18 protein-coding genes are annotated in these 21,667 nt (G+C 67.9%); 9 read left to right on the forward strand and 9 right to left on the reverse strand.

Annotated elements, in window-relative coordinates; genetic code table 11:
• Nucleotides 1-92: 92 nt before the first annotated feature.
• The 4 genes from IEZ17_RS08565 (at nt 93) to IEZ17_RS08580 (ending at nt 4,703) form a co-directional block, all read left to right on the forward strand.
• Nucleotides 93-323 (forward strand): helix-turn-helix domain-containing protein, encoded by a 231-nt coding sequence (locus IEZ17_RS08565; RefSeq protein WP_189298095.1) that lies wholly within the window; start codon nt 93-95, stop codon nt 321-323.
• A gap of 628 nt (nt 324-951) precedes the next feature.
• Nucleotides 952-2,124, forward strand: coding sequence for a DUF3631 domain-containing protein (locus IEZ17_RS08570; RefSeq protein WP_189298375.1), 1,173 nt, complete (start codon nt 952-954; stop codon nt 2,122-2,124).
• Nucleotides 2,125-2,314: 190 nt separating this feature from the next.
• Nucleotides 2,315-3,040: a MobC domain-containing protein gene (locus IEZ17_RS08575; RefSeq protein WP_229852073.1), complete on the forward strand. Its 726-nt coding sequence runs from the start codon at nt 2,315-2,317 to the stop codon at nt 3,038-3,040.
• Complete coding sequence (locus tag IEZ17_RS08580) at nt 3,030-4,703, forward strand: relaxase/mobilization nuclease domain-containing protein (protein ID WP_189298097.1); 1,674 nt, start codon at nt 3,030-3,032, stop codon at nt 4,701-4,703. Before IEZ17_RS08575 ends, IEZ17_RS08580 begins: the two co-directional genes overlap by 11 nt.
• Nucleotides 4,704-4,795: 92 nt before the next feature.
• Here the strand turns inward: IEZ17_RS08580 and IEZ17_RS08585 are convergent, their stop codons facing one another.
• The 4 genes from IEZ17_RS08585 to IEZ17_RS08600 all read right to left on the reverse strand — a co-directional run bounded on the left by IEZ17_RS08585 (nt 4,796) and on the right by IEZ17_RS08600 (nt 7,837).
• Nucleotides 4,796-5,374 carry a hypothetical protein gene (locus IEZ17_RS08585; protein WP_189298099.1) on the reverse strand — a complete coding sequence of 193 codons (579 nt, stop codon included), beginning with the start codon at nt 5,372-5,374 and terminating at the stop codon, nt 4,796-4,798.
• A 28-nt stretch (nt 5,375-5,402) separates the two neighbouring features.
• Nucleotides 5,403-6,095 carry a class I SAM-dependent methyltransferase gene (locus IEZ17_RS08590; protein WP_189298101.1) on the reverse strand — a complete coding sequence of 231 codons (693 nt, stop codon included), beginning with the start codon at nt 6,093-6,095 and terminating at the stop codon, nt 5,403-5,405.
• Nucleotides 6,096-7,007, reverse strand: coding sequence for a phosphotransferase family protein (locus tag IEZ17_RS08595; protein ID WP_189298103.1), 912 nt, complete (start codon nt 7,005-7,007; stop codon nt 6,096-6,098).
• A gap of 80 nt (nt 7,008-7,087) precedes the next feature.
• Complete coding sequence (locus IEZ17_RS08600) at nt 7,088-7,837, reverse strand: hypothetical protein (protein ID WP_189298105.1); 750 nt, start codon at nt 7,835-7,837, stop codon at nt 7,088-7,090.
• 223 nt (nt 7,838-8,060) lie between these two features.
• Between IEZ17_RS08600 and IEZ17_RS08605 the strand changes: the two genes are divergently transcribed.
• From IEZ17_RS08605 to IEZ17_RS08615, 3 genes are all read left to right on the forward strand, one after another.
• A complete protein-coding gene (locus IEZ17_RS08605; RefSeq protein WP_189298107.1) occupies nt 8,061-9,416 on the forward strand; it encodes an NsdA family TPR-like regulatory protein in 1,356 nt (451 codons plus the stop codon).
• A gap of 1 nt (nt 9,417) precedes the next feature.
• The gene (locus tag IEZ17_RS08610) at nt 9,418-9,951 is read left to right on the forward strand and encodes an NUDIX domain-containing protein (protein WP_229852091.1); all 534 of its coding nucleotides are present in this window, start codon (nt 9,418-9,420) and stop codon (nt 9,949-9,951) included.
• A gap of 390 nt (nt 9,952-10,341) precedes the next feature.
• Nucleotides 10,342-14,628, forward strand: coding sequence for an ATP-binding protein (locus IEZ17_RS08615; RefSeq protein WP_189298111.1), 4,287 nt, complete (start codon nt 10,342-10,344; stop codon nt 14,626-14,628).
• A 439-nt stretch (nt 14,629-15,067) separates the two neighbouring features.
• Here the strand turns inward: IEZ17_RS08615 and glnA are convergent, their stop codons facing one another.
• Nucleotides 15,068-16,477: a type I glutamate--ammonia ligase gene (gene glnA, locus IEZ17_RS08620; protein WP_189298113.1), complete on the reverse strand. Its 1,410-nt coding sequence runs from the start codon at nt 16,475-16,477 to the stop codon at nt 15,068-15,070.
• Between the two features lie 257 nt (nt 16,478-16,734).
• On the opposite strand from glnA, the gene IEZ17_RS08625 reads away from it, so the two are divergent.
• Nucleotides 16,735-17,202: an RDD family protein gene (locus IEZ17_RS08625; RefSeq protein ID WP_189298115.1), complete on the forward strand. Its 468-nt coding sequence runs from the start codon at nt 16,735-16,737 to the stop codon at nt 17,200-17,202.
• Nucleotides 17,203-17,537: 335 nt separating this feature from the next.
• Here the strand turns inward: IEZ17_RS08625 and IEZ17_RS08630 are convergent, their stop codons facing one another.
• The 4 genes from IEZ17_RS08630 to lipB all read right to left on the reverse strand — a co-directional run bounded on the left by IEZ17_RS08630 (nt 17,538) and on the right by lipB (nt 20,636).
• Complete coding sequence (locus IEZ17_RS08630; protein WP_189298117.1) at nt 17,538-18,248, reverse strand: DUF4191 domain-containing protein; 711 nt, start codon at nt 18,246-18,248, stop codon at nt 17,538-17,540.
• Between the two features lie 10 nt (nt 18,249-18,258).
• Nucleotides 18,259-18,474 carry an SCO2195 family GlnR-regulated protein gene (locus IEZ17_RS08635; protein ID WP_189298380.1) on the reverse strand — a complete coding sequence of 72 codons (216 nt, stop codon included), beginning with the start codon at nt 18,472-18,474 and terminating at the stop codon, nt 18,259-18,261.
• 219 nt (nt 18,475-18,693) lie between these two features.
• Nucleotides 18,694-19,638, reverse strand: coding sequence for a lipoyl synthase (gene lipA, locus IEZ17_RS08640; RefSeq protein WP_189298119.1), 945 nt, complete (start codon nt 19,636-19,638; stop codon nt 18,694-18,696).
• 173 nt (nt 19,639-19,811) lie between these two features.
• Nucleotides 19,812-20,636, reverse strand: coding sequence for a lipoyl(octanoyl) transferase LipB (lipB, locus tag IEZ17_RS08645; protein WP_229852075.1), 825 nt, complete (start codon nt 20,634-20,636; stop codon nt 19,812-19,814).
• Nucleotides 20,637-20,947: 311 nt separating this feature from the next.
• Here lipB and IEZ17_RS42150 point away from each other — a divergent pair.
• A partial coding sequence (locus tag IEZ17_RS42150) for an NsdA family TPR-like regulatory protein (protein WP_506005243.1) occupies nt 20,948-21,667 on the forward strand: 720 nt, incomplete at its 3' end.

Genomic DNA, 21,667 nt, shown 5'->3' on the forward strand with positions numbered 1-21,667 from the left:
GTGCGGCCGTGGAATTTCCGCACAATGCCGCTGGACGCCGCAGTCAACCTGTGGCTGTCTTGTCCATCCCGCCATTCCCGTGAAGGAGCCCCATGCCCCGAAACCCCCGCCCCGCAGCCGATGCCGGTGGTGCGGGCCGTGCGCCGCTGGCCACGCCGGAGGAGGTCGCGGTCTACCTCGGCGTGCCGGTGAAGACCCTTTACCAGTGGCGCCACCGCCGGATCGGCCCCAACGTCCTGAAGGTCGGCCGGCACCTGCGCTACCGCTGGCAGGAGGTGGATGCGTGGCTGAACGCCCAGACCTCGTACGACCTCACGGCCTGACCCCGCAGCTGACGCGGGCAGAGAAGCGGCCCCCGGCGATTCATCGCCGAGGGCCTCAGATTCCCCAACTGATCGCCCATCCCTGAACGAACGAGCTGGTGAGGGACGGGACCTTGCCCGTCCTGCCCCTCACCGGAGAGGAACGTCTATGGAGGACTCTACGTCCACCACCACTACGGACACATCCCCCACGATCTGGCCCATCGCCGCCGTCCCCGGCCAGGGCATCCCCTGGCGCCGCGAGAACCAGGCGGACACACCGCCGCCCGCAGCGAGGACCCCTGAGCCTTCGGCGGACGGGGCCGCGCTCGGGGACCAGCGTGCCGTCGATACGGCAGCTGGGGACCGTCCCCGCGATGTGCCCGCTTCCAGGTCCCCGCAAGCTATGGCCCCGATCTCTCCGTCTGCTGGAAACGCTCAGGCCAGCGGCGTGGCAACGGGGACCGGTCCCCAAGATGCGCACGTTGCACCAGGGGACCGCAACGGGGACCGTGCTGCCTACACGCCGTTGGGGACCGACGGTCCCGTGCATCCCAAGGTCACGGTCCCCGATGACGGATCGGGCACTGGGGACCGTGACGGTGCCGAAGCCGTGGCAGCCGGTGACGGTGCCGTGCTGCTGGATGAGTTGCGGGCGGCGATCGGCAAGTACGTGGTGCTTCCCAGCCAGGAGGCGCTGACCGCGGTCACTCTGTGGGTGGCGGCCACGCACATCCAGACCGCTCTGCAGCACGCTCCCCGCCTGGCGGTGATGAGTGCGACCAAGGGGTGCGGCAAGTCCCGGGTGCTGGACGTGCTCTACGAGACGGTCCACGACCCGATGATGACGGTGAACACCTCTCCGGCGGTCGTCTTCCGCACGATCGGCAAGATCCCGCCCACCTTGTTGGTGGACGAGGCGGACACCATCTTCGGCCCCAAGGCGAGTGGCGACAGCGAGATCCTGCGCGGTCTGCTCAACGCGGGCCATCAGCGCAACCGGCCCGCCTGGCGGATCTCCGGTCCGGAACACAAGCCCACCCCGTTCCCCACCTTTGCGATGGCCGCGATCGCGGGGATCGGTGACCTGCCCGACACCATCACAGATCGGTCGGTCGTGCTGCGGATACAAAAGCGCAAGCCCGGCGAGAAGGTCGCCCCGTTCCGCTCGCGGTACGCAGCGCCTGAACTCAACGCGCTGCGTGGCCGGCTGGCTGCCTGGCTGGGGCCGCTGCGGAGCACGGCGGCCCGTAGGGTGCCGCAGATGCCGGTGGAAGACCGGGCGGCGGATACCTGGGAGCCGCTGGTCATCATCGCCGACCTGGCCGGCGGTCACTGGCCTGCCCAGGCCCGTGCCGCGTGCGTGGCCATGACCCGATTCGAGGCGGTCCAGGACGAGCAGACCAACGTGAAGGTGCGGCTGCTGCGCGACATCCACCGCATCTTCGAGCGGGCGAACAATCCCGAGGTCCTGTCCAGCCAGGACCTGGTCGCCGCGCTGATCCAGGACGCCGATGCCCCGTGGGCGGAGCACGGCAATAAGGGACTGAACGCCCACCACCTGGGCTTCCTGCTGCGGGACTTCGACATCCGCCCGGCAAACTACCGCTTCGCGGGCGGCAGGCAGGCCAAGGCGTACACACGCAACCGGTTCCTGGACGCCTGGGCCCGCCACTGCCCCCACCTCACCGAGGCGACACCCGAGCCCGCATACGGCGGTGCGCCTGCCCGTCCGGCCCAGGGCAAGGCGCCTGCCGCCCCGGCGGGTTCGTTGCCCGTCGGCCCGCCAGGCGGTCCCGCGGGGCCGAAGCGCACTCTCTGATCCCACCAGGGGCGTAGTCCGTAGCAGTGCGTCGCAACCGTCCCCGCGCAGGTCAGCGCGGGGACGGACTTTCTCGCCGGGACGCTCTTCTCCGTACCTGGGCTCGTGTCCGTACCTGTGCTGACCAGGCATGCGACGCATGCAACGGATGTGACACAGCCCCACCCCCCATTGCCACTGGAGCACCACCATGCACACTGACAACGACACCGACCCCGCGTCCTCCCGCCGCTGGGGATGGTTCGGCCTGGGCCGACGAACAGCAGCAAGCTGGAGCGAACGAGCCTCTAACGAGGCTTCGTCCGCGCTTGCCCCCGCCCCAGGGGTGGCGGAGGAAGAGGGGGCCGGGCGCCAGCGGGCACCCGAGCCGGGGGAGGGGAAGGTCGAGCCCAACGCCGCGCCCCACGTCGACAGCGCCGAGCACCCCGCCGTCCCGCATGTCGATGTGCCTGCCGATGAACGGCCGCCTGTCGAGCAGCCCTCGTGGCGTGAGCCTGACGCCCCGGTGCTGCCCGCGCGGATGAACCGCAAGCGCACCACCGAGAAGCGCGACCGAGACAAGACCATCCGCTTCACTGCGACCGCCGTACAGACCATCGATGACGAAGCCAAGCGGCGCGGCCAGACGTTCGCCGGGTTCGTCGGCGACGCCGCCCTGGCGGTTGCGCTCGGCAAGGCGAACAGGGTTGGCAGCCCAGAGGACGACCCCATCCGCCCGCTGGTGGAGGCCGTCGAGGCACACACCAAGGCGCTGAACCGGATCGGCACCAACCTCAACCAGATCACCATGGTCGTCCACTCCGGCGCGATACCCGAGCGCACCGAGGCCGTACTCGACCACATCGAGCAAGCCGCCGAGGCCAGTTACCGGCTGATGGACCAGCTCATAGAGGAAGGCGCCGCGCATGGTGCCTGACATCTCCACCGGCGCCGACACCCGCGGCCTGATCAATTACCTCTTCGGGCCCGGCCGGCGCGACGAGCACACCGACCCGCACATCGTGGCCGCCTGGGACCTCACCGGTGCCCCCGACCCCGGCCGCGACCCCGAGGCCACCTACACCCAACTCGCCAACCGCCTCGACCACCACGTCGACCTGCGCACCCGAGAACTCGGCAAGAAGCCACCGCAGCACGTGTGGCACTGCCCGGTACGCACCGCGCCCGGTGACCGCTACCTGACCGACGTCGAATGGGCCGACGTCGCCCGCCGCGTCGTCGCCGCCACCGGCATCACACCCGAAGGCGACGAGAAAGCCTGCCGATGGATCGCTGTCCGCCACGCCGACGACCACATCCACATCCTGGCCACCACCGTCCGCGCCGACGGCCGCCGACCCCGTACGAACCGCGACGGCTGGCGGGCCCAGAAGGAATGCCGCAAGATCGAGGCCGAGTTCGGGCTGCGCCGCCTCAAGTCCGGCGACCTCACCGCTCCTCGCACGCCGACCGGGGCCGAGCGGGCCAAGGCCGAGCGCCAGGGGCAGGACGTGACCGCCCGGGAGTGGCTGCGCGAGCAGGCATACGGGGTCGCCGCCTCCGTGCACAGCATCGACGAGTACTTCACCGTGCTGGGCTCGCTCGGGATCCAGGTCAAGCCGCGCATCAGCGCCAAGACCGGCGAAGTGGACGGCTACAGCCTGGCCGCACCCGGCGACACCATCTGGTACGGCGGCTCCAAACTCGCCCCCGACCTGTCCTACAACCGCCTGACCGAACGCCTCCCCACCCAGGAGGTGGCCGACCGACCCCAGCAGGTGGTGGACCCGGCCGACTCGTGGCGCCGTACCGAATCCGCCGTGCGCACGGCTTGGACGGTTCTCGATGCGGGAGACGATGCCGTGGCCCAAGGGCACCTGGAAGCCTTCGGTGACACCCTGCACAACCTCGCCCGCGCCACACCCGGCCCGCACCAGGAGCAACTGCAAGCGGCAGCCCAGGCGTTCAACCGCGCCCGCCGCTCGGCGATCCGGGCCGATCACGACGCTGCCACCGGGCTGCGCCAAGCAGCCAAGGAACTCGCCTACGCCCCCAACCTTCCCGGCGGCCTCGCCATCGCTCTCGTCTTCGCCGCCCTGCACCTGGCCCGCGCCGCCGCCAAGTGGCACGAGCAACGCGGCCACGAGCAGCAGGCCGCCGCAGCCGAACAAGCCGTCCGCCACCTGCATGCCAGCTACCAGCAGGCCGCCGAGCCCGTCCTGGCGGACCTCGCCCGACGCGCCCCACGCCCCCAGACCGTCCAGCGCTTCGAGGCCGCCGTGCGCCAGGCCGTTCCCGACCACGCCGACCGCATCCTCACCGACCCTGCCTGGCCCGCCCTTGCCACGACCCTGGCACGCGCCGAATCCGCCGGCCACAACCCCCGCCACCTGCTGGCCGAAGTCAGCGCCCGCCGAGAACTCGACTCCGCCGAACGCCCGGCCGAGGTCCTCAACTGGCGCATCACCGCCCAGCCGAACAAGCGCGCACAGGCAGCACGCACGCCAAGCACTCTCAACACCACACGCACTACGCAGGCACCGCAGCCCGTGGCCACACCGGTGAACATCAGGCCCGAGGAACGAGGACGACGCCGATAGCGCCCCAGACTCGTCGACGCCGCTGATCCAGCCTGGTGCCCTCACCGCTCCTCGCGGCGAGGGCACCATCAGCACCCTGCCCTGTGATCACGTCAGGCTGCTTCGGTTCCGTGCGAAGCACCGGACCCGCAAGCTGGCGTTACAGCCAAGTGCCCGGCCCATTCCAGAGCCTCGACCAGGTGCTCAGCCTGCAGCGCGACACGAGGATCGGGCTGTAGAAGAAGGGTTGCCGCGCCGTGGGCAGTGCGTTCCGCGGCCCAGGCGTGGTCGAGGCTGGTGAAGTCGTCGTCGATCCACACGGCCGGTGCGTCGCCCAGCCAGGCATCGACGTGGTCACGTTTCCAGAGGTAGCCGTTGGGGTGGCTGGTGGTGATCTGCGGCCGGGGAAGATCGACGTGCGGCAGGGGCGGGAGGCCGAGGAGCGGCCCGATCAGGGTGGTGGCGTCCTGGCGCCAGCTCGTGCACCAGACCGGAGAGACCAGCCCGCTGCGGATCACGTCCATGAGCATGAGGCCGTCGGCAGCGTTGAGCCAGACCGTGACCGGATCGTCGGCGTTGCGGCCGGTGGGGACGACGTCGTGGCGGGCGTGGGTCGTTGGGGTGTTCCCGTGGTCGTCGGGGAACGGTATGAGGACGCCGTCGATGTCGAGGAGCAAGAAGGGCAGGCGCATCGGTTCCTCCAGAGGAAGCCGGGCGAGATCAGAGCTTGCGTGCGGTGATCAGCAGGGTGGTGGGCCAGCCGCCCGCGCGGGCGTCGTGGAACTCCCGGGCTGAGGTGAGCCAGAGGCCCGCGCGGTCGAGGTGCTTTTCCCAGCGGCCGGTGTCGAAGTCCCAGCGGGCGATCGGGAGCCGGGTGCGGTCGGGCAGGGTGACGTAGTCGTGGCAGGGCTGGTCACCAGTGGTTGGCCGCCTGCCGCCGCGCTGGGGGTGGGGAGTGGAGAAGGCCAGGGTGCGGCCCGGTTTGAGGTGCTGGGCGACGGCGGGTAGCAGGAGTTCGGGGGCGACGAGGCCGACCGCGCCGAAGACGGAGTAGATCGCGTCGAACCGCTCGTCGGATGCCTGTAGGTAGTGCAAGGCGTGGCCGGCTACGAACGTCAGGTTGCTCAGCCGTCCGTAATGCGAGCGGGCTCGACGGACCTGAAGGCCGACCAGGTCGACGCCGGTGACTCGGGCTCCGTGGCGGGTGGCGAGGTAGGCAGCGTTGTGGCCGGGGCCGCAGCCGAGTTCCAGCACCCGCTTGCCGCCCAGGTCCACGCCGAATATCTCGGCGCCTGGGCCTCGGCCGAGCCGCGTGGTCCACTCCATCCGCGCTGGCACGGACAGCGGCTCGGCGGGGCGGGCCTCGGTGCGCTGGAGAGCGTGGACATACCACGGGGAAGCCTGGGCGAGCATCTAGACCTCCAGGAGCTGGAGGACGTCGGTCAGGTGGCGCCGGACGGTCTTGATGTATGCGGGGTCGGTGGACGGGTCGTTGATCCAGCGGATGGCCTGCTCCATGAACCACTCGACGGCCCACATGCGGTGCCAGCCCAGCGCCCACTTCTCGGCGGCGAGCCCACCACGCTCGGCGAGGGCATCGGGAGTGCCGCCTTCGGTGACGTACACCTCCAGGAAAACGCGCAGGCGTACGGGGTCTGGGGTGTCGAGGGTGCCGTGCCAGCTGGCGAGGTCGAGCAGTCCGGGGCCGGTGAAGGCGCGGGCGAAGTCGAGCAGTTTCCAGCCGCTCTGGCTGATGTGGAGGCTGGTGGGGTGGAACTCCGAGTGGACCCAGCCGAACGGTGCCACCGTCGCCCCGGCCGAACGGGCCTCAGCGGCGCGGACGATCCGATCGAGGGCGTCCTCGATATCGTCTGCTGCCTGCCACCGTTCCTCCTTCCGCAGCTGATCGAGGTGGTCCAGAGCCCGGCTCGGCAGTGAACGCAGCCGTGCCCGGCCGAGGACGGGCAGCCCGGCAGCCGTGGGGGTGCGGTGGAGCACCACGGCCGCGGCGGCGCCGTCGAGGTCGTCGGCCTCGCGGATGGCAGGGCCGAGGTCTTCCAGAAGCATCCCGAGCCAGCCGCCCAAGACGGCGGAGGCATGGACTTTCGGGACCGGGACGCCGTGAGTGTGGGCCAGACGGAGGGCCCGGTCCTCGTTGTCGAACGGCTTCTTGGCGTACTTGAAGATGGCGGTGGCGCCGTCAGGGAAGGACAGCCGCTCGACGCCGGACATGGACCACACACGCACCCTCTTGCGCGTTGGGGCGGGTCGGCCAGCGATGGTGAGCAGGTTGTCCAGGAGTTCGGCGTTGAGGTTTGCGTCCATGTAGGGGCTCCGGTGTGGGGTTGGAGGCGTCCGGGGCGGGCGAGTGGTGCCGACCCGCCCCGGAGCCTGGTCGAAGGGGACTACGCGGCAGGGCTCACGCGGTGGGCGTAGACCTGCTCGATCCAGCGGGCCTTGAAGGCCGCAAGGTCGTCGCGGAAGGTGGCCATCGACGCACCGTAGGGCGCCACGACGCCGCCGGACTGGTCCGGCACGGACTGGCAGCCGTGCACCAGCCGTCCGCCGAGGGCCGCGTGGGCCTTGATGGACTCGATGCGGCGGTGCTCGTTGAACCAGCCGCCGTGGTAGACCTCGTCGAGCCGGCCACCCATCTCGTCGTCCAGGTCGAAGACGACGGAGGTGGCAGCGGGGAAGAACCAGCACGGGCCGACGTTGGAGATGTGTCCGTCCAGCTCCACCTTGTTCAGCGCCATGAGCGTGGCTGCTTCGCGCAGCATCCGGAGGTGCTCGGCGGTGATCTGCGGAAGGCCCAGCCCGGCGAGGTGCTCGTCGCGGAACAGATACGCGTATACCTCGTACGCGGTGGCCAGGACGTAGGCGGCATCCGCCGTGGACCGTCCGTGGGCCTTGATGAAGTCGAGGGCAAGCTGCTCGACCGCGCTCTCGGTCGTCTCGTCCACCTCCAGAAGCTGGGACTTGACCAGCTCCCAGTCGGCGACGAGCCAGGAGTGGGACTCGAAGCGGAAGAAGTACTCGGCCGGGTCGATGGTGATGCGCCGGCCCTCGACCTGGATGCCGGGCAGGCGGCTCCAACGGTCGTCGAACGCCTCGGGCAGCTCGACCGTGATGGCCGTCGTGTCGATGGTGGTCACCGTGTCTCCGTCTCTGATCGGCCGGTTTCAGGCACAGGAGTGCCCGAAGCCGGTGTAGGTGTACGGAACTTCGGAAAGCCGCCCAGCCCAAGGGGGAGCCTGGATCACGGTCGCGCCGTTCCGGGCGGCTGATGTTTAGTGAACCCTCCCTCACGCACAGTCGGTACGGTGAGAGGGAGTTGAAGCGGTATACGCGGTTTACAGCTCCGGATCGGAGGCGATCGTGGCAGCGCAGAGAGCACCCAACTCACGCCTGCGCGAGACCATCGACGCGATCGGCTGCACCTACGAGGCCCTGGCCAAGGACGTGCGGCGCGTCGCTGCGGAGAACGGCGAGATCGTCCAGACCAACAAGTCGGCCGTCTCCCACTGGGTGAACGGCACCCGCCAGCCCACCGGCCGCACCGGGCAATACCTCGCCGAGGCCCTGTCCCGCCGAGCAGGCCGCACCATCACCCGAACCGAGATCGGCCTGCGCCCAGCCGACGCCGAAGCGCCAACGGAATCGGATCCAGTCCTCGCCGCCACCGACCTTGGCCGCGCCGACGTCGAACGCCGCCGCTTCCTCGCGGTAGCCGCCTTCACCACTGCCGGCGTCGCCATGCCACTCGCCTACGACCACGAGGCCACCGCCCGCATGCTCCGCGCACGCACTGCCACGGCCCTGGTCGGCGCGGAGGACGTGGACGTCGTACGCCAGATCACCACCGCCTTCAGCGCCGCCGACGAACGCCTCGGCGGAGGCCACGGCCTGACCACCGTCACCGCCTACCTCGCCGACACCGCAGCTCCCATGCTCCACGGACGCTTCCCCAACGAAGCCTTACGTCGAGCCGCCTTCAGCGCGGTTGCCGAACTCGCCTACCTGGCCGGCTGGAAGCACCACGACCTCGGCCAGGAAGGCGCCGCCCAGCGCTACTACCAGGTCGGCTACCAACTCGCCTGCGAAGCCGACCCACACGGCCACGCAGCCTGGATGATGCGCGCCCTCGCCCACCAGGCCCTCAGCCTCAAACAGCCCCACCACTGCGTCGACCTCGCCGCTGCCGCGCTCACCCGCGGCAGCGGCCGCATTGACGGCCAGACCGAAGCCCTCCTCCACATCACCCACGCCCGCGCCTACGCCGCCATTGGCGAAAGACCCGCCGCGGCCCGCGTCCTCCTCGCTGCCGAAGACGCCCTCCTACGCGACGACGAGCCTCAGCCCAGCTACTCCCGCGTCAGTGGCCCGGCCGCCGGCACCGTGGCCAGCCACACCGCACGCACCCTGACCGACCTCGCCGACCACATCGGCACCGAACAACAGCACCGCGACGCTCTCATCCGCTGGGACCCTCAGAAGTACAAGCGGGTCCATGCCCTCACCTATGCCGACCTCGGCGACAGCCTCGCCGCCCAGGCCCGCGCCGACGAGGCCGTCGCCGCCTGGACCCAAGCCCTGACCCTCATGGAAGGCATGACCTCCGACCGCACCCGCAAGGCCATCACCTCACTCCGCTCCACCCTTGCCGTCTACCAGCGGCGCAAAGTACCGGGCGCCGCCGAACTCGCCCGCCGCGTACGCGAAGCGCTGGCTTAAGCTGCCCACCAACCGGCCGACGAAGGGATCCACCGTGGCTCAGCCGACCACCGACGACCAGCCCAAAGCACTCAAGCCCGCCCTCGACTCCATGACCCTGCTGGTCGCCGCCGTCATCGTCCACGACAAGGCCGCCAACCGCGTCGTCCTCCTTCAGCGCAGCGATCAGGCCAAGTTCGCCCAAGGCATGTGGGACCTTCCCGTCGGCAAGAGCGAACACGGCGAACCGATCACCGAGACCGCTGTCCGCGAGCTCTACGAGGAAACGGGGCTGACGGTTAAGCCGGAGTCCCTGAAGGTCGCCCACATCATCCACGGCGCCTGGGGCGTCGAAGCCCCCAACGGCTTCCTCACCGTGGTCTTCACTGCTCACGAGTGGACTGGCGAGCTCGAAAACCGAGAACCTCGCAAGCACGCCCAGGTCTGCTGGGTCGACGCCGACGCCATCCCTGAGGAATTTGTGGATACAACAGCCAGCGCCCTCCGCTGTTACCTCAAGCAGGGCCGCGATGTCTCCTTGGACGGCTGGCGCTGAGCACAGTTCGTCAAGGAGGGATGCTGCTGCCTGCGCTGCACGGCAGGCCGAGGTCTCGGTCCGGCCGGGATCCGCCCTTGCTCGATCGCGTACCGGCCAGCCGGAAGCAATCCCTTTGCTCCTGGACGGGGGTCTGACGGCGTTACGGAAGCTGTGCGTTGGCTGTACGGAGAGATTGGTCGAGATGCGCCACTGAGATGCCCCTTCATCGTTCGTTGCCTTCTTGATGTCGGGAGCAAGATCGGGACGTAGGCTTGGTGAGTGTCCAAGGATCCTCCTGTTCGGCCCCAAGTCAGGCGTGCAAGCCCGTATTCGACGGGCGGCGGAGGCACGGTCCTCGAGCACCGGTACGGTGCACTGCTGCTGAGTCATCTGCTCACTGGCGACCCGTTGACCGAGCTTGGCGACGACGTCACCCCGCAGGTGATTGACTTTCAGGCGAGTGCTTACAGCGCCGTTGACGATCTCGTTGTCACCGGTCATTCGGAGGATGGCAATCCACGTCGGGTTTCGGTCGGTGTTCGTAGGGATCCCTCTTTTGTGCCCAGCGATCGGGCTTCCGTCGAACTGCTCGGCTCGTACCTTCGGGTAGTCCACGATCATCCGTCTGCAGTTGCCGAAGGGCGGTGGCGACTTGCCCTTGTTGTGGCTAGTCCCAATGCCCATGTACGTCAGCTCCGGGAACTGGCCGCTCTTGCCAGAGACACCGACAGTGAGAGCCGATTCCGCGCGGAGGCCACACGTGCAGGGCGCACGAATCGAGAAGTTAGGGAGCGGCTGCGCCAGTTTGACACGGTTGTCGCACTGGCTGCAGCAAGATCTGGCGTTGACACGGGCAGAGTGCCCGCTAGCGAACTGACCTGGCTAGTTCTCGGAGCCCTGAGGCTGAGAGAAGTACGGCTCGAAGGGGTCGATGAGACGGATCGATCGATTGCAGTTGGCCGGCTCAGAGGTGTTGTCGGGGCTGGTACCACAGAGGCTGCGGATCGTCTGTTTAGTCGGCTCTGCGAGCTCGTCGGCCGCTACGCGCCGGTGGCTGCTTCAAAGTCGATAAATTCTCTGCGTCGCGATCTGATCGGGCATTCCCTCACGGGGCAGTCCTCGCAGGCGAGTGACGCTGAAAATGTAGATGGATCGACGACAAAGGGTCCGGTGGTGAGATCTGCCTACCTGTCTCAGGTGCGGCGAATAGCCCCGGAGGCTTTGCTCTCGCGGGAAAATGAGCTGGCTGATCTTGCGCGTTTCGCCACCGAACCCGATTCGGAACCGTATCTGTGGCTCCGAGCGCAAGCGTGGGCCGGGAAGTCGGCGCTGCTGTCGAGCTTCGTACTGGCTCCTCCTCCCGGAGTGAGGGTCGTGTCCTTCTTCGTCACCGCCCGCTGGGCAGGACAGGCTGACCGCACAGCGTTCATTGAGGTCGCCCTCGAGCAAGTTCTGGAGATCCTCGGCGAGCCCATGCCGATGCTATTGACCGATGCAACACGAGAAGCCCATCTACTAGCGGCCTTTGAGCGGGCGGCTGATCTGTGCCGCCGCAAGGGTGAGCGCTTGCTTCTCGTTGTGGACGGCCTGGATGAAGACTCCGGCGTGACTACGGCTGTAGACACACACAGTATTGCTGCTGTTTTGCCTATAAATCCTCCCACCGGCATGCGCGTAGTAGTTGCTGGGCGGCCTAATCCGCCAATCCCGTCGGACGTACCAGACAGCCATCCACTACGTTGGCCGGGCATCGTTCGGCCATTGCTTGTCTCCCCCCATGCCGAAGTGGTCCGTCAGGACGCAGAGCGTGAGCTGAAACGACTCCTGCGGGGTAGCGTGATTGAAAGGGACCTGCTCGGTCTGCTTGTGGCAGCTGGTGGCGGTCTCTCCCAAGCCGACTTGGCGCAGCTCACGGGTGTTTCTGCATGGGAGATTGAAGATCACCTCAGGTCGGTGTCCGCTCGCACCTTCACTTCTCGCTCCGGCCGCTTTGAACCACGGGTGACCGTCTATGTTCTTGGTCACGAGGAGATTCACCAGCAGGCGATGCGGTTCCTTGGTGAAGATCGGTTGTTTGAATATCGAGAAAGGATCCATGAGTGGGCTGACCTCTATCGCTCGGCGAAGTGGCCTTCAGGTACGCCAGAATATCTGCTCCGCGGCTATTTTAAGTTGCTCCATTCCACACGGGATACCCGGCGGATGCTGAATATCGTTACGGACCCTGACCGGCACTTTCGTATGCTCGATACGATCGGTGGCGATAGTGTCGCGATCAGTGAGATTTCAGCTACACAAGAGACTATATCCAGTGCCCCTGCCCCTGACCTAGTGGCGTTGAGTCGACTTGCCGTCCATCGGATCAAGCTAATCGAGCGCAACGATAACCTCCCCACCCACCTTCCTGTGGTTTGGGCGCAATTGGATAGACATAGCCGTGCGGAAGCCCTGGCTCGGTCGATCACCACGCCAGCTCGACAAGTTCGGGCTCTCGCTTCTGTGGCACGACACGTCGCGTCCGTCGGCGACCTGCAGCGAGCCCGGATGATTGCGGAAGAAGCAGAGCGAAGCATTCTCGCCTTCGCGGCCACCGATGCGGAGGCCCACTCGTACGCGCTGGTTGCCCGAACCTACGCCTCTGCCGGTGATATGGGTCGTGCTCAGTTGATCGCGAGTCACGCGGCCGCGGTTGCTCGTTCGATGCCTGACCGTCCGCAGGCAGCTCACGTGCTCTGTTCGGTCGCTCGTGCCACCGCAGCGGCCGGAGACGTTGAACAGGCCCTCGCCACGGCGAGGGGCATCAAGCGGTGGTCCGAGCGGGCCCAGGCGCTATGCAACATAGCGGTGGAAGTGGCGGAATCCGGTGACTGGAAGCGGGCGCATTCCATCGCCAGATCAATCCGGCCTCGAGCCGAGCGGGCCCAGGCACTCGCCGTCGTCGCACGGGCAGCGAAGGCGGCGGGTGCGTGTCGCCGTGCTGAGGGCATCGTGGCACAGGCTGAAGCTCTTGCTCTGTCCATTCGAAACCCGGGGCGTCGAGCGTGGATCCTTGCAGTAGTTGCCCGTGAGTTGGTGGACATCGAGGGAGAGGAGAGAGCGAGGGAGGTTCTCCGCGAGGCCGAAAGAACTGCAGCCCTTGCGGAGGTGCGACCGGCTGAGCGACGTGATGCCCTCACTTCAATCGCAGGTGTACTGGCCCGCGCGGGTGCTACTGACAGGGCAGAGGGACTCGCACGTAGATTTTCCAGCCTCCGCCGGCGTGCAAGGGCGCTGGCCGTCGTTGCGTCAAGCCTAGCCGCGAATGGTGAATTCCAGCGCGCTGAGGCAATCGCGAGCGAGGCGGAGAATATGGCGCGGGCGCTTGATGGCGGAGAGAGTATCGCGCGGAATCAGGCCGTGCTGGCCCAAGTCATCGCGTCGACTGGTGATATAACTCAGGCCCTCGAGATAGCCCGTGCTATCACCGACGTACCCCGCAGGGAACGTGCGCTGACAATGGTGGCAGAGGCCACTGCGTTGGCTGGTGATCTCGCTCGGGCTGAGGAGGTAGTCGCCTCAATTGCAGATATGGATCAGAAGTCAAAGGCATTGCTGATTCTTGTCAGGGCGGGAGCCGGGCAGGATCTCATGGAAGAGGCTACGCGAATTGCGTGCTCGATTGTAGATGAGGAATGCAGAGATAGAGCGCTGGCCCTCCTGTCGCGCAAGGAGCAACAGGCCCGTGGTGCATCTGAAGAGGAATACCCTGAAGTAGTTGTCCCTAGGAATGATTCTCAGCCAGCCGAACGCACCAAGCCATCCCGAGCTGTACTCACTATACCGCGCTCCTCTTCAAACCATTTTAAACAGGCGCAGGAAGTGATCAGTCGTGCGCAGGATGCCTTGCGCGGTGGGGACGTGGATCAAGCCAGACAGATAGTAGAGTCGATTGAAGTACCTGCTCTGCGGGTAAAAGGTCTGATGTCCCTGTCGATTGCACTGGCGGGGACTTCGGACGAATGCAGCGCTGGAGCTTTTCGTAACCAGGCTCTAGCTGTGATCGATTCGCTTCCTAACCCCGAGCATCAAGCGAAATTGATTAACGGAATTGCGCAACAATTGGCCGTATCGGGCGATGTGAAAAGGGCGGAGCGGCTTGCGAATTCGATTGCTATCCCACCGCTTCGTCAGAAGGCTTTGGGGGCTGTGGCGTCGGCGGCGGCGCAATCGGGTGGTGTTGCGCTTTCCGAACGAATCGCCCGTACGATTTCAGATTCCGTCGTAAAAGCGAAAGCGCTAGCATCTATCGCGCAGAATGCCGCTGGTGTCGGTGCCCTTGACGAGGCGGAGCGCATTGCTCGATCGATCGCTAACCCAATTCCGCGGTCCCGCGCTCTTGGTGTGGTCGCGCGTGCATGGGCGGCAAGTGGCGAACCCCGGCACGCTGAGGCCGTCGCTTCCGAGATCAGCGACCTCGTGGAACGCTCCATGACCCTGACATCCTTGGCGGCTGACTTTAAGGCCGAAAGCCCGGCGCAATTGCTCGCGCAGGCGCTGGTGATTGGGCATTGGAGCGTCTCCTTGCGTGCGCTTATGTGCTCCGAACCGGAGGTGGTATCTGCTATTGGCACAGAGTTCCTGCGTGCTAATAGCCAGGAAATTGGGACAGTGCAAGGTCCGTGGGCCACAGAGCGGGAGGATATGAGCGGTGCGTGAGCGGACGAGGTGGCACAGGGCGGATTGGCGGACACCTTGGCGAGGGCATGGGCCGCTGATCTGGGGAAACGGGATTCCACACCCTGCCCAGCGCCATGCGGGATGATCTTGCGGGCCGTCATAAAGCGTAGGTCTCGAGTTCAAATCCCGCGGGCTCAGCACATAGGCGTTCACGGCCCGGGTCCGGACGGTCCGGTGCTGACCCGCAACGCCCTGTGGGGCGAGACTCTCGGTAAAACAGTGAGGGTCGCCGCCCCGCATCCGGAGCAGCGACCCTCACTGCAATATCTGACGTCAAGTCAGGCAAATCGCCAGCCGGTGCACACCCGGTGCACAAGACCCTGGAAACCCAGCGACACTAACGAGAAACGCTGAGACGCGTTTTCGCAGGTCAAACCGGGCTTCCAAGCCTCCAGCCGAGGTCACCCAACCCCGCCCTTTAGATGTCGAAGTACAGCTCGAACTCGTGCGGGTGCGGGCGGAGCTGGATCGGGGCGATTTCGCTGGTGCGCTTGTAGTCGATCCAGGTCTCGATCAGGTCGGAGGTGAAGACGCCGCCCTGCTGGAGGTACTCGTTGTCGGCCTCAAGGGCGTCGAGGACCGCGGGGAGGGAGGTCGGGACCTGGGGGACGCTCGCGTGCTCCTCGGGGGCGAGCTCGTAGAGGTCCTTGTCGATGGGCTCGGCCGGCTCGATCTTGTTCTTGACGCCGTCGAGGCCGGCAAGGAGGAGGGCCGAGAACGCGAGGTACGGGTTCGAGGACGGGTCCGGGGCGCGGAACTCGACGCGCTTGGCCTTCGGGTTGGAGCCCGTGATCGGGATGCGCATGGCGGCGGAGCGGTTGCGCTGCGAGTAGACCAGGTTGACCGGGGCCTCGAAGCCGGGGACCAGGCGGTGGTAGGAGTTCACCGTCGGGTTGGTGAACGCCAGGAGCGAGGGGGCGTGCTTGAGGATGCCGCCGATGTAGTAGCGGGCGGTGTCCGAGAGGCCCGCGTAGCCCTGCTCGTCGTAGAAGAGGGGCGCGCCGCCCTGCCACAGGGACTGGTGGACGTGCATGCCGGAGCCGTTGTCACCGAAGATCGGCTTGGGCATGAAGGTGGCGGTCTTGCCGTTGCGCCAGGCGACGTTCTTGACGATGTACTTGAACAGCATCAGGTCGTCGGCGGCGGCGAGCAGCGTGTTGAACTTGTAGTTGATCTCGGCCTGGCCGGCGGTGCCGACCTCGTGGTGCTGGCGCTCGACCTGGAGGCCGGACTTCTCCAGCTCCAGGGAGATCTCGGCACGCAGGTCGGCGAAGTGGTCGACCGGCGGGGCCGGGAAGTAGCCGCCCTTGTAGCGGACCTTGTAGCCGCGGTTGTCCTCGACGGCGCCGGTGTTCCAGGCGCCGGCCTCGGAGTCGATGTGGTAGAAGCCCTGGTTCGCGGAGGTCTCGAAGCGGACCGAGTCGAAGACGTAGAACTCCGCCTCGGGGCCGAAGTACGCGGTGTCCGCGACGCCGGTGGAGGCGAGGTACGCCTCGGCCTTCTTGGCGATGTTGCGCGGGTCACGGCTGTACTGCTCGCCCGTGATCGGGTCGTGGATGAAGAAGTTGATGTTGAGGTGCTTCTCCTGGCGGAACGGGTCCAGGCGGGCCGTCGACAGGTCCGGGCGCAGCGCCATGTCCGACTCGTGGATCGCCTGGAAGCCGCGGATCGACGAACCGTCGAACGCCAGCTCCTCGTCCGGGTCGAACGCCGCAGCGGGGATCGTGAAGTGCTGCATCACGCCCGGCAGGTCGCAGAAACGGACGTCGACGAACTTCACGTCCTCATCCGCGATGAACTTCTTCGCGTCGTCGGCGTTCTGGAACATCCAACTCCTCCTAGCCCGGTCAGCCGGCCGGCGACCCGGGGTTGCTACTCGGAGCGCGTCCATGTGCGGTGGCGCGCTTGCCCGACCATAGGCAGGCGGGATTTCCCAAGCATGACCCATTTGTTTCGCCGAGGTTAACCGGCACGCTGTCGCCCCCGCTTCCCAGTGTGCGCCCTCGGAGCCCTTGCGAGCCGGTGCGTCCGGCCCGTGACGGCCCTCCGCGAGGGGAACGTATGCGGTCGCAGTACCGTGGTCGGGTGGACAACAGGCAAGCAATCGGATCGTGGATCTCCGGGCCCCGCGCGGCAGCCGAGGACATGGGCGTCGATTTCGGCTACCGCGGACAGCGGCTCGGGCTGCCCGAGGAGGGGCCGGGCTCGATCGCACGGGTCGGCCGCCGCTTCGGCGCGCTCTTCATCGACTGGGCGCTGTGCCTGCTCATCGCGTACGGGCTGCTGAGCGGCGGCAAGGCGCAGTCGGCGAGCAACTGGGCGCTGCTGGTGTTCGCCGTGCTGAGCGTGCTGACCGTCGGCACGGTGGGCTTCACACCGGGCAAGCGGCTGCTGGGCCTGCGGGTGGTCGCCGAGGGCGGTGGCCGGATCTCGCTGCCGCGGGTGCTGCTGCGCACCCTGCTGCTGGTCGTGATCATCCCGGCCGTGGTCTGGGATCGGGACGGCCGGGGGCTGCACGACCGGCTGAGCCGTTCCGTGCAGGTGCGGATCTGACCCGCAGGCCGTACGCGGATCCGGCCCGCGGGTCGTATGCGGTTCCCGTCCGTGGGCCGGAGCACGCGAGGAGCTGGGGGCCGGAGGCAGGGGGATCGGCGGGTTGCTCTTCCGGTGCTCTCCCTCTCGCGCTGTCACGCGCCGGACCGCCTCGTACGACTCCCTCATGAGACCCCCTCGTACGCCTCCTTGTACGCCTCCTTCATGCGGTTCGCCCGTATCGCCGTGGGCTGTATTGCCGCGGAGGTGGCGCGGATACGGCGGTTGTCGCGGATATGGCGAAGCCCCGGAGCTCGGGCTCCGGGGCTTCGCCATGTCTCCGGCGTCGTGCGCGGTCAGCGCGCCTTGCCGCCGCCCTTGGGCATCCGCATGCCCTTCGGCATCGGGCCCTTCGGCACCGGCATGTTGCTCATCAGGTCGCCCAGCGCGCGCAGCCGGTCGTTGACCGCCGTTACCTGGGCGCCGGGCAGGACGCGCGGCAGCTTCAGCAGGTGGGTCCGCAGTTTCTTGAGCGGGACCTGGCCCTCGCCGTCGCCGACGATGACGTCGTGCACCGGGGCGTCGGCGACGGTGCGCGCCATCCGCTTCTTCTCGGCGGCCAGCAGGCCGCGCAGCCGGTTGGGGTTGCCCTCGCCGACCAGCACGATGCCGGCCTTGCCGACGGCCCGGTGGACCACGTCCTGGCTGCGGTTCATCGCCACCGCCGGGGTGATCGTCCAGCCGCGGCCGACGTTCTCCAGGACCGCCGCCGCCGCACCGGGCTGGCCTTCCATCTGCCCGAAGGCCGCCCGCTCGGCGCGCCGTCCGAAGACGATCGCCATCGCGAGGAAGGCCAGGACGAAGCCCAGGACACCCGCGTAGATGGGGTGGCCGATCACGAAGCCGATGGCGAGGAGAACGCCGAATACGACGATGCCCACGCCAGCGACGACTAGACCGACCTTGGAGTCGACCCGACGGGTCATCTTGTAGGTCAGGGCGATCTGCTTCAGCCGCCCGGAGTTCTCAGCGCCGGCAGCGCCGTCTGAGTTTGCCTTCCTCGCCATACAGCGAAGTTTACGTGGCGTGCGGGCGACGGGTCGCCGCGGCCTCCAGTACGTACTGGGCGTCGCTCCGGTCCTTGGCGCGGCGTCGGTCCTCCAGGACCGACGTCCAGGCGTTGCGCCGGGCGGTGCGCTGGCCGCCGCCCAACAGCACGGCCTCGACGGCGCGCAGTGCACCGGTGACGGAGGGGATGGGGCGGGCGGTGGCGCGGAGCTGCGCGGCCTCCATGGTGATGGTCTCCCTCGGACGATCGGACAAGGAGCAGTACGTGTGGGAGGTGTCTTGCGGTGCGTGCATCCATCGTCACCGAAGGGTGTTACCAACGGATGACCTGCCGGTCAAACACCTATGAAACGTTGACGCGGCCCCCACGCCCTCCAGCCGGGGGAGTGCGGGCCGCGTCCTCACAGCATGTGCCACGATTCACAAGATGGCGCGCCGGGCGCCTCAAACCGCCTGACTGGACGCCTCGACCTCGCGCCGTTCGACGGCCTGCTGGTAGAGGCGGCCGGCACGGTACGAGGAGCGGACCAGCGGGCCGGACATGACGCCGGCGTAGCCGATCTCCTCGGCCTCCTCCTTGAGCTCCACGAACTCGGCGGGCTTGACCCAGCGCTCGATGGGGTGGTGGCGCACCGACGGGCGGAGGTACTGGGTGATCGTGATCAGCTCGCAGCCCGCGTCGTGGAGGTCCTGGAGCGCCTGGCTGATCTCCTCGCGGGTCTCGCCCATGCCCAGGATCAGGTTGGACTTGGTGACCAGGCCGGCCTCGCGGGACTTGGTGATGACCTCCAGCGACCGCTCGTAGCGGAAGCCGGGGCGGATCCGCTTGAAGATCCGCGGGACCGTCTCGACGTTGTGGGCCAGCACCTCCGGGCGGGAGGAGAAGACCTCGGCGAGCTGCTCGGGGACCGCGTTGAAGTCGGGGATCAGCAGCTCGACGCCGGTGTCGGGCATCGCGGCGTGGATCTGCCGGACGGTCTCGGCGTAGAGCCAGGCGCCGCCGTCCTCCAGGTCGTCGCGGGCGACGCCGGTGATCGTGGCGTACTTCAGGCCCATGGTCTGCACGGACTCGGCGACCCGGCGCGGCTCGTCGCGGTCCAGCTCCTGCGGCTTGCCGGTGTCGATCTGGCAGAAGTCGCAGCGGCGGGTGCACTGGTCGCCGCCGATGAGGAAGGTCGCCTCGCGGTCCTCCCAGCATTCGAAGATGTTGGGACAGCCCGCCTCCTGGCAGACCGTGTGCAGACCCTCGCTCTTGACCAGGCCCTGGAGGTGGTTGTACTCGGGACCCATTTTGGCCCGGGTCTTGATCCACTCGGGCTTGCGCTCGATGGGGGTCTGGCTGTTGCGGACCTCAAGGCGCAGCAATCGCCGGCCGTCGGGCTTCGGCATTGACTGACCGTCGGGTGCGACTGCGGACACGTCGGCTCCCTAACAACTTCGATTCTTCGGCGTACACCAGGGTACGCCCGTCAATTCGCACGCAAATCCACGTGCGGGTGGTGCAGTGCCAACCTCGGACGGGAGGGTGGCATTCCCGCGGCGGTGGCCGCGGGGGTAGGGGTTCAGACCGCGCGGGGGAGGAGCTCGGCGCTCTCCAGGACGTCCCGCAGGTGCTTCTCGACGACCGGCAGGACCTCGGCGATGGTGATCTCACGGCCCAGCTCGCCGGCGAGCGAGGCGACGCCGGCGTCCCGGATGCCGCACGGCACGATCTTGTCGAACGAGGTGTTGTCCGGGTTCACGTTCAGCGCGAAGCCGTGCATGGTGACGCCCTTGGCGACGCGGATGCCGATCGCGGCGAGCTTGCGGTCCTCGCGGCGCTGGCCTGCGTTGGACGGCGCGTACTCGGGGCCGTTGAGCCGCGGGTCGAAGAGCTCGTCGGTGGCCCGCGGGTCGAAGTCCAGCTGGAGACCGCCCAGGGCGGCCCGCTCCTCGGCCGCTCCGATGGCGTCGCCCAGGATCCATACGCCGCTGCGGCCCTCGACCCGGGTGGCCTCGACGCCGAACTCGGCGCAGACCCGGATCAGCGCCTCCTCCAGGCGGCGGACGTGCGCGACGACGTCGACCGGGCGCGGCAGCTTCTGGATCGGGTAGCCCACCAGCTGGCCGGGGCCGTGCCAGGTGATCTTCCCGCCGCGGTCCACGTCGACGACCGGGGTGCCGTCCAGCGGGCGCTCGTCGTCGGAGGTGCGCCGCCCGGCCGTGTAGACGGCCTGGTGCTCCAGGAGGAGACAGGTGTCGGGGACCTCGTCGGCGAACCGGGCGGCGTGGATCCGCCGCTGCTCCTGCCACGCCGATTCGTACTCGACGGCGTCCGCCCCGAAGCCAAGATGCACAAAGCGCAGCCCCTCGGGTACGGGGGTCTCCCCCCGAGAGATCGCAGTCACGGCAGCTCCTCTTCGAACCTCTGTCGCGGTTCGGCGCGACGTTTGATGCCACTTCTGATGCACTTCCGGTGCCTCCCGCGCCCCTGCAACTGTACGGCCGCCGCGCGCGCCCCCCGCAGGCGGCCGGTGCGCCGCCCGTCCGCCGCCGCGCCCGTGCCTGCTCACACGATCGGATGAACGCGGGGCGCAGGCCGCGAGAACGGCGCCGAAGGCCGTTACATTCACGCCGTTCCACAAGGGCGAAGAGCATGCCGGACAGGGTCAGTCGAGCCCGGCGGCCCGGCCCGGAAGGCAGGAGACCGGTAAAGCTGATGACGGAACGACCCCCGCACCACACGCCCAACCGCCAGCTCGCCGCGCTCATCGCCGAGGCGGGCTTCTCCAACGCAGGGCTGGCCAGACGGGTTGATCAGCTCGGTATCGAGCACGGCCTCGACCTGCGCTACGACAAGACCTCGGTGACCCGCTGGCTGCGCGGCCAGCAGCCCAGAGGCACCACACCCGCACTGATCGCGGAGGTGTTCACCCGCCGGCTGGGGCGCCGACTGTCCGCGCAGGACCTCGGCCTGGACGCCTGCGCGCCGGTGTACGCCGGGCTCGAATTCGCCTCGACCCCCAGCGAGGCGGTGGACATCGTCAGCGGGCTGTGGCGCAAGGACTCCGGCAGCCACGCCGAGCTCCGCAAGATCGCCTTCACCCCGGCCGGGCTGGTGGTGCCCAGCCGGGACTGGCTGATCGGCCGCCCCGACGAGCGCGTCGCGCACGGGGAGCCGGCCCCCGACGCCGTGGAGCGGGTGCCCTTGCAGGGTGGCCGGATCTCGGTGCCCCGGCAGCGGGGGACGGACCGCGTCGACCGCACCCAGGGCGGCCGGGTCTCGTCCGGCGACATCGCGGCGCTGCGCTCGGTCGGCGAGCTGTTCCGCGCGCTCGACCACGCCTACGGCGGCGGCCACGCCCGGCAGGCCCTGGTGCGGTATCTGGAGCACGAGGCCGAGCCGATGCTCCGCGGCACGTACGGGGAGGCCACCGGC

The sequence above is a fragment of the Streptomyces albospinus genome, assembly GCF_014648695.1.
Taxonomy (GTDB): Bacteria; Actinomycetota; Actinomycetes; order Streptomycetales; family Streptomycetaceae; genus Streptomyces; species Streptomyces albospinus.

What these genes read in the sequence shown, in the direction of transcription:
- IEZ17_RS08590 (WP_189298101.1), bottom strand. Translation starts at nt 6,095, where the DNA reads ATGCTCGCCCAGGCTTCCCCGTGGTATGTCCACGCTCTCCAGCGCACC.
- IEZ17_RS08635 (WP_189298380.1), bottom strand. Translation starts at nt 18,474, where the DNA reads ATGGAGGCCGCGCAGCTCCGCGCCACCGCCCGCCCCATCCCCTCCGTC.
- lipA (WP_189298119.1), bottom strand. Translation starts at nt 19,638, where the DNA reads ATGCCGAAGCCCGACGGCCGGCGATTGCTGCGCCTTGAGGTCCGCAAC.
- IEZ17_RS08575 (WP_229852073.1), top strand. Translation starts at nt 2,315, where the DNA reads ATGCACACTGACAACGACACCGACCCCGCGTCCTCCCGCCGCTGGGGA.
- IEZ17_RS08580 (WP_189298097.1), top strand. Translation starts at nt 3,030, where the DNA reads ATGGTGCCTGACATCTCCACCGGCGCCGACACCCGCGGCCTGATCAAT.
- IEZ17_RS08585 (WP_189298099.1), bottom strand. Translation starts at nt 5,374, where the DNA reads ATGCGCCTGCCCTTCTTGCTCCTCGACATCGACGGCGTCCTCATACCG.
- IEZ17_RS08630 (WP_189298117.1), bottom strand. Translation starts at nt 18,248, where the DNA reads ATGGCGAGGAAGGCAAACTCAGACGGCGCTGCCGGCGCTGAGAACTCC.
- glnA (WP_189298113.1), bottom strand. Translation starts at nt 16,477, where the DNA reads ATGTTCCAGAACGCCGACGACGCGAAGAAGTTCATCGCGGATGAGGAC.
- IEZ17_RS08595 (WP_189298103.1), bottom strand. Translation starts at nt 7,007, where the DNA reads ATGGACGCAAACCTCAACGCCGAACTCCTGGACAACCTGCTCACCATC.
- IEZ17_RS08565 (WP_189298095.1), top strand. Translation starts at nt 93, where the DNA reads ATGCCCCGAAACCCCCGCCCCGCAGCCGATGCCGGTGGTGCGGGCCGT.